Raw genomic sequence first — 15,322 nt, 5'->3', positions numbered from 1 at the left:
CGACGACAACGCCGCGAGGCGCGGTGCCAGGGCACGCGAGCCCAGCCAGACCCGAACGAGAGGCCCTAGCCTGCGGCGAGCCGCTCCGGTGGGGGCGCGGGTCTGCGGCGTGGGGGGAAGACCTCGGACGGCTTGGGCATCGGCTTGTCCGGCGCGGGGCGGCGGGGCTCCGCGGGCTCGCGGGGCCGCGCCGGCTCGGCGGGCCTGGCGGGCTTACGGGGCTCGTGCGCGGGCTTGTCGGCGGCCCGGCCGCCGGGCAGCGCGAGGAGCCGGGTACGGGGCGCGGGGGCCGCGGGGACCGTACGGTGATCGGCGGCCGGCCCCGCGAAGCGGGCCCGTACCGAGCGCTCGGCGAGCCGCCGGCAGTGGTCGAGCAGGGCCGCGGCGGCCGGGTTGCCCCGCAGGGCGCGCAGCGCGGCGAGGTCGTCGGGGCCCGGCGGGTAGCCGGTGGCCAGGGCGTCCTGGAGCAGTTCGAGATAGCCGGTGACGGAGCCGGGCAGCGCCTGGCGGTACCGGGCCAGATCGGCGACCAGGAACGCCCGCATCCGCCCCGCCTCGCGTACCGCCTCGTCCACGGACTCGGCGAGCCGCAGGCAGTCCTGGACGTCTTCGCGCGGGAGCGGGGCGGGGTGCAGGGCGGCGGCGAGGGCGCGTCGGAGCACACACAGTTCGTCTGCGCCGAACGCCATGCCGCCGCGGGATCCGTAGGGCGTGGGCATGGGGCGACAGTACGCGCCAAAGGGACAAAATCCGCTTAATACCCTACTTCGGGCGCGCCCGAAGTGGGGTAGGACGGCGCGGGCGGACGGCCCTGCCGTACAGGGCCCGTCCGGGCCCGTGAGCCACCCTCACGGGCCCGGACGGGGGCGGCCCGGTCCCGGACAGCCGGGGGCCGCCGGGACCCTCCCGTACGCGCGGTCAGCTCCGTGCGTACGGGAGGCGCCATGCGTACGGGAAGCGCCGGCCGCCCGGGAAGCGCCGGCCGGGAAGCGCCTCACATGCGGGAGACGTTGCGCTCGTACACCAGGCGCAGGCCGATCAGGGTCAGCCACGGCTCGTGCTCGTCGATCACGGACGCCTCGCCGAGGACCATCGGCGCGAGGCCGCCGGTCGCGATGACCGTCACCTCTTCCGGGTCGTCGGACAGCTCGCGCGCCATCCGCGACACCACGCCGTCGACCTGGCCCGCGAAGCCGTACAGGATGCCCGATTGCATCGCCTCGACGGTGTTCTTGCCGATCACGCTGCGCGGCCTGGCCAGCTCGATCTTGCGGAGCTGCGCGCCCTTGACGCCCAGCGCCTCGACCGAGATCTCGATGCCGGGTGCGATGACCCCGCCCGTGTACTCGCCGCGCTCGCTGACCGCGTCGAAGGTCGTCGCCGTACCGAAGTCGACGACGATCGCGGGGCCCCCGTACAGCTCGACCGCCGCGACCGCGTTGATGATGCGGTCGGCGCCGACCTCCTTGGGGTTGTCCATCAGGATCGGCACGCCCGTCTTGATGCCGGGCTCCACGAGGACGGCGGGCACGTCGCCGTAGTAGCGGCGGGTCACCTCGCGCAGCTCGTGCAGGACGGAGGGGACCGTCGAGCAGATCGCGATGCCCTCGATGCCGTCGCCCAGTTCCTCGCCGAGGAGCGGGTGCATGCCCATCAGGCCCTGGAGGAGGACGGCGAGTTCGTCGGCGGTGCGGCGCGCGTCCGTGGAGATGCGCCAGTGCTCGACGATCTCCTCGCCGTCGAACAGGCCGAGCACGGTGTGGGTGTTGCCCACGTCGATGGTGAGCAGCATCAGGCGCCGACCTCGCGCAGGTCCAGGCCGATGTCGAGGATCGGGGAGGAGTGCGTCAGCGCGCCGACCGCGAGGAAGTCGACGCCCGTGTCGGCGTACGCGCGGGCGTTGGCCAGCGTGAGCCGTCCCGAGGACTCCAGGACCGCGCGGCCCGCGACGATGCCGACGGCCTCGGCGGTCTCGGCCGGGGTGAAGTTGTCCAGCAGGATCAGATCGGCGCCGGCGTCCAGGACTTCGCGTACCTGGTGCAGGGTGTCGACCTCCACCTCGATCGCCAGATCGGGCGTACCCAGCTCCTCCAGTGTGGCCCGTACGGCCTTGAACGCCGGGGCCACCCCGCCCGCGGCGACGACGTGGTTGTCCTTGACCAGGGCGGCGTCGGAGAGCGACATCCGGTGGTTGACGCCACCGCCGCACCTCACCGCGTACTTCTCCAGGGCGCGCAGCCCCGGGGTGGTCTTGCGGGTGTCGCGGACCTTGGCGCCGGTGCCTTCGAGCGCGTCGGCCCAAGCGCGCGTGGCGGTCGCGATGCCGGACAGCCGGCACAGGAGGTTGAGCGCGCTGCGCTCGGCGGTGAGCAGATCGCGGGTGCGGGTGGTGACGCTGAGCAGCTTCTGCCCGGCCTCGACGCGGTCGCCGTCCAGGACGTGCCGCTCGACCTCGAACTCCTCCGTACAGACGAGGGAGAGAACGGCCTCGACGATGTGCAGCCCGGCGACCGTGCCGCTCTCGCGGGCGGTGAAGTCGGCGGTGGCGACGGCGTCCTCGGGGACGGTCGCGAGGGTCGTCACGTCCACGCCGCGGTCGAGGTCCTCCTCGATGGCGACATGGGCGATGTCCTCGACCTGGACGGGGTCGAGACCGGCGTCGGCGAGAAGCTGGGCGAGGGCGGGGTCGAGCCCGCACTCCAGGTCCTCGGGGCCGTCGGGGTCGTATCCGTCCTCGCCGCCGCAGCCGCAGTGGTCACCGCAGCCGCCGCCGGTGGCCCCGGCGGGGGCGCCGATCTGGATGAGCGGTACGTCCACGGGCTCGGGGCGCGGACTGTCTTCGGGCGTGCTCACGGTTACGGCTCCCTGGGGGCGTTGGCTGGGCGTGGGGGTACGTCATCGACGTAAGAGGGCTCGACCTGGGCGAGGTCGACATAAGGAGGGTCGACGGGCGGGAAGGCGGCCGTCGGGGTACGGCGCAGCACCAGGCCGCGGTCGGGGGCGAGCCGGGCGACGAGGTGGGCGCGCCAGTCGGTGTCGTCGCGCTCGGGCCGGTCCTCGCGCCAGTGGCAGCCGCGGGTCTCCTCGCGCTCCAGGGCGGTGGCGACGAGGACGCGTGCGACACAGAGGAGGTTCGTCGTCTCCCAGGCGTCGACGCCGGGGACGGCGGCCTTGCCGGGGGTCCCTGCGGGCGGCTCGGTCCCGGCGGGCGGCTCGGTCCCGGCGGGCGGCTCGGTCCCGGCGGGCTGTTGCGCGTCAGCAGGCTGTTCGGTGTCGGCGGGCGCTTCGGCGTCCGGGCTCAGGGCGTGCTGGAACACGGCCTCCAGGGCCTCCGCTGCGCCTTCGAGGCTCGCGGCGGAGCGGAGCACCCCGGCGCCCCGGGACATGACGCGCTGGATGCCGGCGCGGGCCTCGGGGGCGATGAGCGGGAGATGGAGCGTGCCGGCCCGTTCGACCGGTACGGCGACGGCCTCGGCGGGCCCGCGCCGGGGTGTGACGCCCTCGGCCCCGCGCGCGGCCCCCTCCGCGATGTCGGCGGCGATGCGCTCCGCGAAGACCAGGCCCTCCAGGAGGGAGTTGGAGGCCAGCCGGTTGGCCCCGTGGACCCCCGTGCAGGCGGCCTCGCCGCTCGCGTACAGGCCCGGGACCGTCGTACGGCCGCGCAGGTCCGTACGGATCCCCCCGGACGCGTAGTGGGCGGCGGGGGCCACCGGGATCGGCTCCGTCACCGGGTCGATGCCGTGCGAGCGGCAGGCGGCGAGGATCGTCGGGAAGCGGGTCGCCCACATCTCGGCGCCGAAGTGCCGCGCGTCGAGATACATGTGCTCGGCGCCCCGCTCGCGCATCCGGCGCATGATCGCCTTGGCGACGATGTCGCGGGGGGCCAGCTCCGCCAGTTCGTGCTGGTCGAGCATGAAGCGGACGCCCTCGGCGTCGACGAGGTGGGCGCCCTCGCCGCGTACCGCCTCCGAGACCAGCGGCTGCTGGCCCTCGGCCCCGGCGCCGAGGAACAGCACCGTCGGGTGGAACTGCACGAACTCCAGGTCGGAGACCTCCGCGCCCGCACGCAGCGCCAGCGCCACGCCGTCGCCGGTGGAGACCGGCGGGTTGGTCGTCGCGGAGAAGACCTGGCCCATGCCGCCGGTGGCGAGGACCACGGCGGGGGCGTGGACGGCGCCGACGCCGTCGTGCTGCCCCTCGCCCATGACATGGAGGGTGACGCCCGACGTGCGGCCCTGTTCGTCCGTCAGAAGGTCGAGGACGAGCGCGTTCTCCACCGTGTGGAGCGCGGCCTCGCGGACGGCCTCGACCAGGGCGCGGGAGATCTCGGCGCCGGTGGCGTCGCCCCCCGCGTGGGCGATGCGGCGGCGGTGGTGGCCGCCCTCACGGGTGAGCTGCAGCTCGCCCTCGGCGGAGGTGTCGAAGCGCGCGCCGGTGCCGATGAGGCGGCGTACGGCGGCCGGGCCCTCGGTGACCAGGGTGCGGACCGCGTCCTCGTCGCAGAGTCCGGCGCCGGCGACGAGCGTGTCGTCGAGATGCTGCTCGGGGGTGTCCCCCTCGCCGAGGGCGGCGGCTATGCCGCCCTGCGCCCAGCGGGTGGAGCCGTCGTCCAGCCGGGCCTTGGTGACGACGACGGTACGGAGTCCTGCGGCGGTGCAGCGCAGGGCGGTGGTGAGTCCGGCGACGCCGGAGCCGACCACGACGACATCGGCCTCGACGGCCCAGCCGGGGGCGGGGGCGGTCAGCCGTATTCCGGTTCCGGTCGGGCGTCCGGTCACTGGGGGGCTCCGAAGGTCAGGGGGATGTTGTCGATCAGCCGGGTGGTGCCGACCTTCGCGGCGACGACGAGGACCGCCTCGCCGGTGTGGCCGTCGGGGACCTCGGTGAAGTCGGCGGGGTCCACGAGGGCGAGATAGTCGAGGTCCAGCGGCGGTACGGCGCGGGCGGCGTCGTCGAGTACACCTCGGGCGGCGGCCCGTACGGCGTCCGCCCCGCAGGGGCGGCCCGGTGCGCCGGGGGCCGGCGCGGGGGCCACCACCGGCTCCGTGTCGCCCTGGGTACGGGCGGCGGCCACCGCGTGGGCGTCGGCCGCGAGGCGCGGCTCGCCGAGGGCGGAGAGCCCGGCGGCACGGGCGCCGGGCGCCGGGGCGGACGCGGCGCGGGCGCGCAGCGCGTGCTGGGCCGCGAGCCGGTCGCGGGCGGCGAACAGGGCGCGGGAGAGCGCCAGGGCGGTACGGCGCTCGGCCACGGACAGGTAGCGGTTGCGGCTGGAGAGCGCGAGGCCGTCGTCCTCGCGGACCGTCGGTACGCCGACGATCTCGACGGGGAAGTTCAGGTCACGGGCCATCCGGCGGACCAGCGCGAGCTGTTGGGCGTCCTTGAGGCCGAAGAAGGTGACATCGGCGCGGGTGAGATGGAGGAGCTTGGCGACGACCGTGAGCATGCCGTCGAAGTGACCGGGACGGGAGGCGCCTTCGAAGTGCTCGCCCATGGGGCCCGCGGCGAGGGTGATCTGCGGGGCGCCGCCCGGGTAGACCTCGTCGGCGCCCGGCGCGAAGACCACATCGGCGCCGGCCTCGCGCGCGACCTTCAGGTCGGCCTCAAGGGTGCGCGGATAGCGGTCCAGGTCCTCCCCCGCGCCGAACTGGAGCGGGTTGACGAAGACGGTGACCACGACCAGGCCCTGGGGGCCGACCCGGGTGCGGGCGGCGCGTACGAGCGTCGCGTGGCCTTCATGGAGCGCGCCCATCGTCAACAGGACGCCGATCCGGGCACCGGGGGCGCGTCGGTCCAGGAGGCGGTCGAGGTCCGCGCGCGTGGCGGCGAGTTCGAAGCTCATGGGATCCGTCTCTCCGGTCCGTCCGGTGTCTCCGGCCCGTCCGGGCTCGTCGGTGTATCCGGTCCGTCCGGGCTCTTGGGCGCGTCCGGGCTCTTGGGGCTTTTCGGCCGTCGGTCCGGCCGGGCTGATCGGGCTCATCGGGTGCCTCCGGCGCCACCGCCGCGGGTGTCCCCGAGGCTCTCGCCGCCCGCGAGCACGTCGAGCAGATCCTCCGCCAGCTCCGGCTTGAGCAGCCCGTGCGCCAGCGCCCGGTCGGCGGTCGTACGGGCCATCGCGAGGTAGCCGGCGACGGCGCCGGGGGCGTGCGCGCGCAACTCCGCGACATGGGCGGCGACCGTGCCCGCGTCGCCGCGCGCCACGGGGCCGGTCAGGGCCGCGTCGCCGGAGCGCAGCGCGTTGTCCAGGGCCGCCCCGAGCAGGGGTCCGAGCATCCGGTCCGGGGCGGCGACCCCGGCGGCCCGGAGCAGTTCCATGGACTGGGCCACCAGCGTGACCAGGTGGTTCGCGCCCAGGGCGAGCGCCGCGTGGTAGAGCGGACGGGACTCCTCGGCGATCCACTCGGGCTCGCCGCCCATCTCGATGACCAGCGCCTCGGCGGCCAGCCGCAGCTCCTCGGGCGCGGTGACCCCGAAGGAGCAGCCGGCCAGCCGCTGGACGTCCACGGAGGTGCCGGTGAAGGTCATCGCGGGGTGCAGCGCGAGGGGCAGGGCGCCGGCCCGCAGCGCGGGGTCGAGGACCCGGGTGCCGTACCGCCCCGAGGTGTGGACCAGGAGCTGCCCCGGCCGTACGGCACGAGTCTCGACCAGCCCCTCGACCAGGCCGGGCAGGGCGTCGTCGGGAACGGTCAGCAGGACCAGCTCGGCGCGGGCCAACACCTCGGCGGGGGTGACCAGCGGGACGTCCGGGAGCAGGGCGCCCGCCCTCCGTACGGAGGCGTCCGAGACGCCCGAGACGGCGACCGGGCGGTGACCGGCGAGCTGGAGCGACGCGGCGAGCGCCGGCCCGACGCGGCCCGCGCCGACGACGCCGACCGTGAGCCGGGCGGGACGGTCCCGGGGATCGAAGGACTCTTGAGCTGATGCGTTCACGCGAGGGCCTTCCGTTCCAGTCCGCAGGGGGTACCGGACGATTTCTCGCCATGCTACGCCAGCGTTTCGCACCGCCACCCGAGTTGTCCACAGGCTGTGGGCGGTATCCACAGGCTCACCACGGCGGGTCCGGGCTGGGCCATCATCGGTCCATGGACGAGACGAGCGGGACGAGCGAGGTGACCGGGAAAACCGGGGAGCCCGGAACGGCCGGGGAGAACGGGACGGACACCGGGACGGCCGCGGGGGCGGACGAGGCCGTACGGCGGCGGAGGCTGGCCGCGTGGCGCGGATCCCGTCGCGCGCTGGCGCGCCCCGCCATGGATCTGCGGCTGGGCGAGCGGCTGGCGGCCCTCGCGGCGGACGCGGGGGCGGTGCACGACCTGGACGATCCCGCGGACATGTACGGGGACGGGGTGGTCGCCGAGCTGGAGCGGCGCGTGGCCGGGCTGCTCGGCTTCCCGGCCGCGGCGTTCTTCCCGACGGGCACGATGGCGCAGCAGGTGGCGCTGCGGTGCTGGGCGGGGCGTACGGGCAACCGCACGGTGGCGCTGCATCCGCTCGCGCACCCGGAGGTCCATGAGCGGGACGCGCTGTCGGCTGTGAGCGGGCTGCTCACGGTCCGTCCGACGACGGAGCCGCAGCTGCCGACCGCGCAGGAGATACGGGACCTGGCGGAGCCCTTCGGCACGCTGATGCTGGAACTGCCGCTGCGGGACGCGGGCTTCGTCCTGCCCGGCTGGGACGAGCTGGTCGCGGTCGTGGAGGCGGCGCGCGAGCGGGACGCGGTGGTGCATTTCGACGGCGCGCGCCTGTGGGAGAGCGTCACGCACTTCGGCCGCCCGCTCGCCGAGATCGCGGGCCTGGCGGACAGCGTGTACGTGTCCTTCTACAAGTCCCTGAACGGGCTGTCGGGCGCGGCACTGGTGGGCCCCGAGGAGTTGGTGGAGGAGGCGCGTACCTGGCGCCACCGCTACGGCGGCCAGGTCTTCCAGCAGTTCCCGGCCGCCCTGTCGGCCCTGCTGGGCCTGGAGCGCGAGCTGCCCCGGCTGCCCGCGTACGTGGCGCAGGCGCGCATGGTGGCCGCGGCGCTGGCGGAGAGCCTGGCCGCGTCCCCCGTCCCGTGGTTCCGCGTCCACCCCGAGCCGCCGCACACCCACCAGTTCCAGGTGTGGCTGCCGTACGCGCCGGAGGTGCTGAACGAGGCGGCGGTGCGGCAGGCCGAGGAGACGCAGGTGACGCTGTTCCGTGCCTGGCACCCGGCGCCCGCCGGGCCCCCGGGCCTCTCCTTCACGGGGGTGACCGTCGCGGAGGCGGGTCTGGAGTGGACGGCGCAGGACATACGGGCGGCGGTCGAGGACTTCGTACGCCGTGTGCGGGAGGAGCAGGAGGAGCGAGAGGAGCAGGAGGAGCGGGAGCGGGCCTGACGACGCGGCGGGGCGGACGCCATATGACGCATCAGCCCGACGCCACCGTGGTGCCGCTGGCCCCGGGTCAGCCCGCTCCGCCGCCCGCCCTGACCAGTCCCGACTCGTAGGCGAGGACGACCACCTGGACCCGGTCGCGCAGCCCGAGCTTGGTGAGGATCCGGCCGACGTGGGTCTTCACGGTCGCCTCGGAGAGCACCAGCCGTCCGGCGATCTCCCCGTTCGACAGTCCCTGCGCGACCAGCATCATGACCTCGCGCTCACGGTCGGTCAGCCGTTCCAGCTCCTTGTTCTGCGGCTTGCTGCTGCTGGGCAGCAGCGGTGCGAAGCGGTCGAGGAGGCGGCGGGTCGTGGACGGCGCGACGACCGAGTCGCCGCTGTGCACCGCGCGGATCGCGTTCAGCAGTTCGCCCGGGGGCACGTCCTTCAGCATGAAGCCGCTGGCCCCGGCCTTGAGCCCGGAGAAGGCGTACTCGTCGAGGTCGAAGGTGGTCAGGATGAGGACCTTCGGGGCGTCGGGCACGGCACAGATCCTGCGGGTCGCCTCGACGCCGTCCAGCCTGGGCATCCGTACGTCCATCAGGACGACGTCGACCTCGGTGGAGCGGAGGTTCTCGATCGCCTCCGCGCCGTCCCCGGCCTCCGCGACGACATCCATGTCCGGTTGCGCGGCCAGCACCATACGGAAGCCGGTCCGCAGCAGCATCTGGTCGTCGACGAGCATCACGCGGATCGACATGGGGGGTTCCTTGTCCGGTAGGGGCCATCAGTGGTGCGGAGGGTGGTGGTGCCGCGGAAGGGACGGAGGAGCCGAGCCCGGTGCCTCGACGCGGCGGAGCCTGCCGGGCCGGGCGGGTCGTCCGGAACACGCACTAGTGCCCCGCCTTCAGGGGCAGCAGCGCGCTGATCCGGAAGCCGCCGCCGGGCCGCGGGCCCGCGTCCAGCGTGCCGCCGACCATGCCGACCCGCTCCCGCATGCCGATCATGCCGTGGCCGCGCCCGTCCGCTCCGCCGTCCTCGTACAGTTCGTGCGCCGCGCCCCGGCCGTCGTCCTCGACGAGCAGGCCGAGCCCGTCGTCGAAGTAGACGAGCCGGACGCTGGCCCCGACGTCCGGGCCGCCGTGCTTGCGCGAGTTCGTGAGGGCCTCCTGCACGATGCGGTACGCGGTCAGCTCGACGCCGCTGGGCAGTGGCCTCGGGGTGCCCTCGATCTTGAAGTCCACGGCCAGGCCCGCCTCCCGTACCTTCTCGACCAGGTCCTCGATCTGCCCGACGTCGGGCTGCGGAACGTACTCCCCGGTCTCCTTGGTGTCGCCGGTCCGTAGCACGCCCAGCAGCCGGCGCATCTCCGCGAGCGCCTGCCGCCCGGTGGTCGAAATGGTCTCCAGGGCCTGTTTGGCCTGGTCGGGCGCGGCGTCCAGGACATAGGCGGCGCCGTCCGCCTGGACCACCATGACCGACACGTTGTGCGCGACGACGTCGTGCAGTTCGCGGGCGATCCTGGCGCGTTCGGCGGCGACCGCCACCTTGGCCTGCGCCTCGCGCTCCTTCTCCAGGCGCGTGGCCCGCTCCTCCAACTGCGCGAAGTAGGCGCTGCGGGTCCGCAGCGAGTCGCCCAGCACCCAGGCCAGCAGGAACGGCACGGTCAGCACGGCGGTGAAGAAGATCCGGCCCGCGACGCCCGCCTCGTCCACCGGCCAGCGGAGCTGTGACAGCGGTGCGGCGAGCACGCCGCCGACCAGCGCGAACCGGGGGGCCCAGCGTGGTCCGCCGCGCGCGGCGACGGTGTAGATGACGACCAGCATCGCGAAGTCGGCCGGGCTCACATGGACGTTCAGCACGAGCTGCGCGACGCCCACGGCCGCCACCAGCAGCAGCATGTACTCGGGCACGCGTCGGCGCAGCGCCACCGCCAGGGAGAGCGGGACGGTCAAGGCGATCGCGATCAGCCGTGGCTCGACGCCGATGTTCTCCTGGACCGCCCACAACAGCGAGATCCCGAAGAGCAGGACAGCCCAGAAGCTGTCGACGCCCGTCGGGTGTCGTCGAAGAAAGTCGTAGAAGCGCTGCACGTAACCCAGCGTAGGGAAGCGGATAAGCCGGAGGGTCAACCGGAGGATCGATCCGGTCGGCGGAAGCCTACTCCCCAAGGTGGAGACTTGGCCCCGTGACGGATGACGTGACGGGTGAGACGTGTAAGTCGCGGGAAGCGCGAAGCGACCGGCCCGGACCCGGCCCCGGTTCAGGCCCCCGCTCCGGCGCCGGGCCCGGCGCCGGGCCGGTGCGCTGGCGTACGGCGGCGGAGGCGGCGCTGTACGGCCCCGGCGGCTTCTATCTGCGGCCGGAGGGCCCCGTGGGCCACTTCCGTACCTCGGTGCACGCCTCCCCCCTCTTCGCCGCGGCCGTCGCCCGGCTGCTGGTGCGGACCGCCCGGCTGCTCGACCGCGACGAGGTGGCGCTCGTCGACATCGGCGCGGGCCGGGGTGAGCTGCTGACCGGCGTACTGGCGGCGGTCCCGGAAGGGCTGACGGTGCGCCCGTACGCCGTGGAACGCGCCCCGCGCCCGCCGGGGCTCGACCCGCGCGTGGAGTGGTGCGCGGAGCCGCCGGCCGGGACCGTCGGGCTGCTCTTCGCGAACGAGTGGCTGGACAACGTGCCGCTCGACATCGCCGAGACGGATCCCGAGGGGGTCGTACGGTACGTCCTCGTACGGCCGGACGGCTCCGAGGAGCTGGGCGGGCCCGTGACGGACGCCGACGCGCGGTGGCTCGCCCGCTGGTGGCCGCCGGCCGGGCCCGGCACCCGGGCGGAGATCGGCCGCCCGCGCGACGAGGCGTGGGCGGCGGCGGTCGCCACGCTGGAGCGGGGGCTCGCGGTCGCCGTGGACTACGCGCACGTACGGGACGCCCGGCCGCCGTTCGGCACCCTCACCGGTTTCCGGGCGGGCCGGGAGGTGGCCCCCGTACCGGACGGGACCCGTGACCTCACCGCGCATGTGGCGCTGGACGCGTGCGCGGACGCCTGCCCGCTGCCCGGCGCCGAGTTGCTCGGCCAGCGCGAGGCGCTGCACCGGCTGGGCGTGCGCGGGGCGCGCCCGCCGCTCGCTCTCGCGTCGTCGGACCCGGCGGCGTACGTACGGGCGCTCGCGGCGGCCGGTGAGGCGGCGGAGCTGACGGCGCGCGGCGGCCTCGGCGACTTCGGCTGGCTGACGCAGCCGGCCGGGATCACGCCACGCGACCTGTGGGGACCGGGGGACCCGCACGAGCCGGGGGACCCGCAGGGCCCGGGCGGCCTCTGACGTCGGAGGACGACGACCGGAGGACGGCGAAGGGTGTTAGCGGCGGGTCCGCGCGCCTCTGAGAGACTGTCGCCCATGACGGAGACCACCCGGACGACGGTCGGCATCGGCGGCGCGGCGGAGAGCACCGACATGGTGCTCAATATCGGTCCGCAGCACCCCTCCACCCACGGGGTGCTCCGGCTGCGCCTGGTGCTCGATGGCGAGGTGATCCAGCAGGCGGAGCCGGTGATCGGCTACATGCACCGGGGCGCGGAGAAGCTGTTCGAGGCGCGCGACTACCGGCAGATCGTGATGCTCGCCAACCGCCACGACTGGCTGTCGGCTTTCTCCAACGAGCTGGGTGTGGTGATGGCCGTCGAGCGGATGCTCGGCATGGAGGTCCCCGAGCGCGCCGTCTGGCTCAGGACGCTGCTCGCCGAGCTGAACCGGGTCCTCAACCACCTGATGTTCCTCGGCTCGTACCCCCTCGAACTGGGTGGGATCACCCCGGTGTTCTACGCGTTCCGGGAGCGCGAGGAGCTCCAGGCCGTGATGGAGGAGGTCTCCGGCGGCCGGATGCACTACATGTTCAACCGGGTCGGCGGCCTCAAGGAGGACCTGCCCGCGGGGTGGCTGGGCCGGGCCAGGCACGCGATCGCCGATGTGCGCTCGCGGATGGACGTGTACGACCGGCTGGTCCTCGGCAACGAGATCTTCCGGGGGCGCACGCGCGGCGTCGGGGTGCTGTCGCGGGAGGCGGTGCACGCGTACGGGGTGTCGGGGCCGATCGCCCGCGCCTCCGGGGTCGACTTCGACCTGCGCCGCGACGAGCCGTACCTCGCGTACGGCGAGCTGGCGGACGTGCTCACGGTGGTGACCCGGGAGGACGGCGACTGCCTGGCCCGTTTCGAGTGCCTGCTGGAGCAGTCGCACAACGCGCTGGCGCTGGCGGACGCCTGTCTGGACCGGATCGCCGAGCTGCCGCAGGGGCCGGTCAACCAGCGGCTGCCCAAGGTGCTGAAGGCGCCGGAGGGCCACACGTACGCCTGGACGGAGAACCCGCTCGGCGTCAACGGCTACTACCTGGTGTCGAAGGGCGAGAAGACGCCGTACCGGCTGAAGCTCCGCTCCGCCTCGTTCAACAACATCCAGGCGCTGACCGAACTGCTGCCCGGGACGCAGGTCGCCGACATGGTGTCGATCCTGGGGTCGCTGTTCTTCGTCGTCGGCGACATCGACAAGTAGAGCGAGTATCGACAAGCAGGCGGTAAGGCCGCAGCGCCGCTACGGCCTTACCCCCTACGAGGCTTACGAGGCGTACGGGGCCTACGAGCTGATCGCGCCGCGCAGCTCACCGAGAGGAAGCTGCTCCGTCTCGTCATGCGCGGTCAGGTCGATGACCTGGCCGATCCCCCGCTCCTCGGCCCTGCGCCGCTCGGCGAGCGCCTCTTCGCCCACCACGTCGGCCAGGTCCTCGCGCGCCACGCGCGCCAGCCGGTCCAGGGGTACGGGCGCGGCGGCGGCCGGAGCCGGTTCCGCCGGTGTCTCCCTGTCCTGAGCCCGGTCCTGAGCTCCGTCCCCGTCCCTGTCCCTGTCCCTGTCCCCTGCCCCGTCCTCGGAACCGTTCTGGTCCTCCAGGACGTGGGCGCACTGGGCGCCGAAGAAGTCGAAGCCGCCCTCGGGTCGGCGCCCGGGCCGGCCCATCGGGGAGTACGGGACGATCGCGGACGCGATCGGCACGGGAGGCGCGGACGGGGTGGCGGAGGCGGAGAGGGCGGACGCCGGGCGGCTGTGCTGCTCCGCCCCGGCGGCCGCCGCGTGCTTCCCCTGCGGCTCCTCCGCCTCCGTGGCCCGCTCGGCCAGATCGCGGGCGCGGGCCGCCGCGACGGTCCGCTTCACCTGCTGGGTCACGCCGTTGCGCGTCAGCTCGTCCAGGGCGCGCGCCGCTCCGACGTACGCGGCCTTGGTCGGCCCGCCGCTCGCGGCCGTCAGCGCCTTGGGCTCGGCCGCCGCCTCCAGGGCGAGCTGACGCCGCCCCTCCAGCGCGGTCGCCCGCTCGGTCTCCGCCGTGGCGTACCGGCGCAGCAGCGCGGCGTGCTCGCCGCGCAGGCCCGCCAGTTCGATCCGCTTGGAGCGCAGTTTGGCGTCCAGCTTGGCGCGCAGTTCGCGCGACTCCTCGACGTCCGCCTCCAGTTCGGCTATGCGCTCCTCGGTCTTCCAGTGGTCGCTCTCCCGGCCGCGCGTCAGCTCGGCGACACGGCGGCCCGCGTTCCGGTCCCAGCTCCGCATGAAGACGGCGCCGCTGACCGCGGCGACGGCCGCCGCCGTGATCAGCCCACGGAGCACCAGAGGATCCGCGAACAGCCAGGAGCCCGCAGCGCAGAGAACCGCGGCTCCGGCGACCGCCGTCGGCGGCAGAAGCTTGTGGAGGGGTGGGGAATGGCGGTGGCGTCCACGTGGCATGGCCTGAAATTTACCGTGCGGGGAAGCCGATTGGGGCACCGGTCGGACAATCTTTCCCGGCCTGTTGTCGACTCCGCTCCCCCGCCCCTCCCTCTCGTCTCCTGTTTCCTCTACAGAACTCCGTTTTGCCTGCCGCGACTTACCGCCCGCTTACCGTTCACGCGGCGCGCTTCGGCTACTTCTTGACCAGACCTTTGGACTCCAGATACTCCTTGGCCACGTCCTCGGGCTTGGCGCGCTCGGAGTCGACCTTGAGGTTCAACTGTGCGAGATCGGCGGTCGTCAGGGCATCCGTCAGCTTGCCGAGAGCATCGGCTATCTCCTGCGAACCGGCGTCCTTGGCATTGACCACCGGCAGTACGTTGTCCGCGTTCTGGAGCTTCTTGTCGTCCTCCAGCACCACGAGTCCGTAACTGTCGAGCGTGCCGTCGGTGGTGGAGCTCAGGGCCACCTGGTCCACGCCGTCCTTGACCGCCTGCTTGGACTGCGGCGTACCGACTCCCTTGGGGTCGATGCCCGCTACATCAATGCCGTAGGTCTTCTTGAGACCGGGGGCGCAGAAGGGCCGTACCTCGCACTCGTCGCCCGCCGCGATCTTGACTTTGATCTTGGATTTTCCAAGATCGGAAAGCGTCTTGAGCTTGTTCTTGTCGGCGAATTCCTTGCTGACGGCGAAGGCATTCTGGTCGACGGCCTGCCCGGCGGGCAGCACCTTCAGCCCGCGCGGCTCGGCGAGCTTCTTCAGCTCGGCGACCGTCGCCGCGGTGTCGCTGGAGGCGAGGGGCTTCTCCTGCGCCGCCTTGGCCCCGTTGACCTTGGCGTTGAGGAATTCGGTGATCGTCGCGGCGTACTCGGGCACCACGTCGATCTCGCCCTTCTCCAGGGACGGCTCGTACAGCTCACGGTTCTTCACGGTCGTGACGGACGTGGAGTAGCCGGCGCCGCCCAGCACCTGGGCGTACAGCTCCGCCAGCACCTTGGACTCCGTGAAGGCGGCGGCGCCGACGACCAGGGAGCCCTTCTCGCCGGATCCGGCAGCCGAACCGGAACCGGATCCGGAGTCCGCGCCGCTCTTGTTCTTCTCCAGGCTGTCGCCGCCGCACGCGGCGAGCGACGCGGTCAGCGCCGCCACCGCGAGTACCGCGCCCGCGAAACGCGAGGTCTTGCTCATGATGTCCACTCTCCAAAGAAGCAGAAAAGCCACGCCAGTCGTGATCACACGGGT

Annotated in this window: 13 protein-coding genes; 3 read left to right on the top strand and 10 right to left on the bottom strand. The window is 73.6% G+C overall.

Annotated elements, in window-relative coordinates:
- Positions 1-65 precede the first annotated feature (65 nt).
- The 6 genes from ACIO3P_RS14880 to ACIO3P_RS14855 form a co-directional block, all read right to left on the bottom strand.
- Positions 66-689 (bottom strand): hypothetical protein, encoded by a 624-nt coding sequence (locus ACIO3P_RS14880; RefSeq protein WP_401849555.1) that lies wholly within the window; start codon positions 687-689, stop codon positions 66-68.
- A 305-nt stretch (positions 690-994) separates the two neighbouring features.
- A complete protein-coding gene (locus ACIO3P_RS14875) occupies positions 995-1,792 on the bottom strand; it encodes a type III pantothenate kinase (RefSeq protein WP_329822185.1) in 798 nt (265 codons plus the stop codon).
- Positions 1,792-2,853: a carboxylating nicotinate-nucleotide diphosphorylase gene (gene nadC / locus ACIO3P_RS14870; protein WP_329822186.1), complete on the bottom strand. Its 1,062-nt coding sequence runs from the start codon at positions 2,851-2,853 to the stop codon at positions 1,792-1,794. The genes ACIO3P_RS14875 and nadC overlap by 1 nt, the downstream gene beginning before the upstream one ends.
- 2 nt (positions 2,854-2,855) lie before the next feature.
- Positions 2,856-4,778, bottom strand: a complete 1,923-nt coding sequence (locus tag ACIO3P_RS14865; protein WP_329822187.1) for an L-aspartate oxidase — start codon at positions 4,776-4,778, stop codon at positions 2,856-2,858.
- A complete protein-coding gene (gene panC / locus ACIO3P_RS14860; RefSeq protein ID WP_329822188.1) occupies positions 4,775-5,839 on the bottom strand; it encodes a pantoate--beta-alanine ligase in 1,065 nt (354 codons plus the stop codon). Before panC ends, ACIO3P_RS14865 begins: the two co-directional genes overlap by 4 nt.
- 134 nt (positions 5,840-5,973) lie before the next feature.
- On the bottom strand, positions 5,974-6,927 hold the full coding sequence (locus tag ACIO3P_RS14855; protein ID WP_401791966.1) for a Rossmann-like and DUF2520 domain-containing protein: 954 nt from the start codon (positions 6,925-6,927) through the stop codon (positions 5,974-5,976).
- 152 nt (positions 6,928-7,079) lie between these two features.
- Between ACIO3P_RS14855 and ACIO3P_RS14850 the strand changes: the two genes are divergently transcribed.
- Positions 7,080-8,354, top strand: a complete 1,275-nt coding sequence (locus ACIO3P_RS14850; protein ID WP_401849499.1) for a threonine aldolase family protein — start codon at positions 7,080-7,082, stop codon at positions 8,352-8,354.
- Positions 8,355-8,421: 67 nt separating this feature from the next.
- On the opposite strand, the gene ACIO3P_RS14845 is transcribed toward ACIO3P_RS14850, so the two are convergent.
- Positions 8,422-9,093, bottom strand: coding sequence for a response regulator transcription factor (locus ACIO3P_RS14845; protein WP_329822191.1), 672 nt, complete (start codon positions 9,091-9,093; stop codon positions 8,422-8,424).
- A gap of 133 nt (positions 9,094-9,226) precedes the next feature.
- The gene (locus tag ACIO3P_RS14840; RefSeq protein ID WP_401849497.1) at positions 9,227-10,426 is read right to left on the bottom strand and encodes a sensor histidine kinase; all 1,200 of its coding nucleotides are present in this window, start codon (positions 10,424-10,426) and stop codon (positions 9,227-9,229) included.
- A 209-nt stretch (positions 10,427-10,635) separates the two neighbouring features.
- On the opposite strand from ACIO3P_RS14840, the gene ACIO3P_RS14835 reads away from it, so the two are divergent.
- Positions 10,636-11,652: an SAM-dependent methyltransferase gene (locus ACIO3P_RS14835; RefSeq protein ID WP_401849495.1), complete on the top strand. Its 1,017-nt coding sequence runs from the start codon at positions 10,636-10,638 to the stop codon at positions 11,650-11,652.
- Positions 11,653-11,727: 75 nt separating this feature from the next.
- Positions 11,728-12,879: an NADH-quinone oxidoreductase subunit D gene (locus ACIO3P_RS14830; protein WP_329822194.1), complete on the top strand. Its 1,152-nt coding sequence runs from the start codon at positions 11,728-11,730 to the stop codon at positions 12,877-12,879.
- Between the two features lie 81 nt (positions 12,880-12,960).
- Here the strand turns inward: ACIO3P_RS14830 and ACIO3P_RS14825 are convergent, their stop codons facing one another.
- Complete coding sequence (locus ACIO3P_RS14825) at positions 12,961-14,097, bottom strand: hypothetical protein (RefSeq protein WP_329822195.1); 1,137 nt, start codon at positions 14,095-14,097, stop codon at positions 12,961-12,963.
- A 175-nt stretch (positions 14,098-14,272) separates the two neighbouring features.
- Entirely contained in the window at positions 14,273-15,268 is a 996-nt protein-coding gene (locus tag ACIO3P_RS14820; protein WP_401791957.1) for an ABC transporter substrate-binding protein, read from the bottom strand.
- Positions 15,269-15,322: the final 54 nt, after the last annotated feature.

Source organism: Streptomyces sp. NPDC087310, assembly GCF_044744405.1.
Lineage (GTDB): Bacteria > Actinomycetota > Actinomycetes > Streptomycetales > Streptomycetaceae > Streptomyces.
This window is presented reverse-complemented; position numbering and strand designations above follow the sequence as displayed.

Coding starts and splice junctions, on each gene's coding strand:
- ACIO3P_RS14875 (WP_329822185.1), bottom strand. CDS start 1,792: ATGCTGCTCACCATCGACGTGGGCAACACCCACACCGTGCTCGGCCTG.
- ACIO3P_RS14830 (WP_329822194.1), top strand. CDS start 11,728: ATGACGGAGACCACCCGGACGACGGTCGGCATCGGCGGCGCGGCGGAG.
- ACIO3P_RS14820 (WP_401791957.1), bottom strand. CDS start 15,268: ATGAGCAAGACCTCGCGTTTCGCGGGCGCGGTACTCGCGGTGGCGGCG.
- ACIO3P_RS14845 (WP_329822191.1), bottom strand. CDS start 9,093: ATGTCGATCCGCGTGATGCTCGTCGACGACCAGATGCTGCTGCGGACC.
- ACIO3P_RS14825 (WP_329822195.1), bottom strand. CDS start 14,097: ATGCCACGTGGACGCCACCGCCATTCCCCACCCCTCCACAAGCTTCTG.
- ACIO3P_RS14850 (WP_401849499.1), top strand. CDS start 7,080: ATGGACGAGACGAGCGGGACGAGCGAGGTGACCGGGAAAACCGGGGAG.
- panC (WP_329822188.1), bottom strand. CDS start 5,839: ATGAGCTTCGAACTCGCCGCCACGCGCGCGGACCTCGACCGCCTCCTG.
- ACIO3P_RS14880 (WP_401849555.1), bottom strand. CDS start 689: ATGGCGTTCGGCGCAGACGAACTGTGTGTGCTCCGACGCGCCCTCGCC.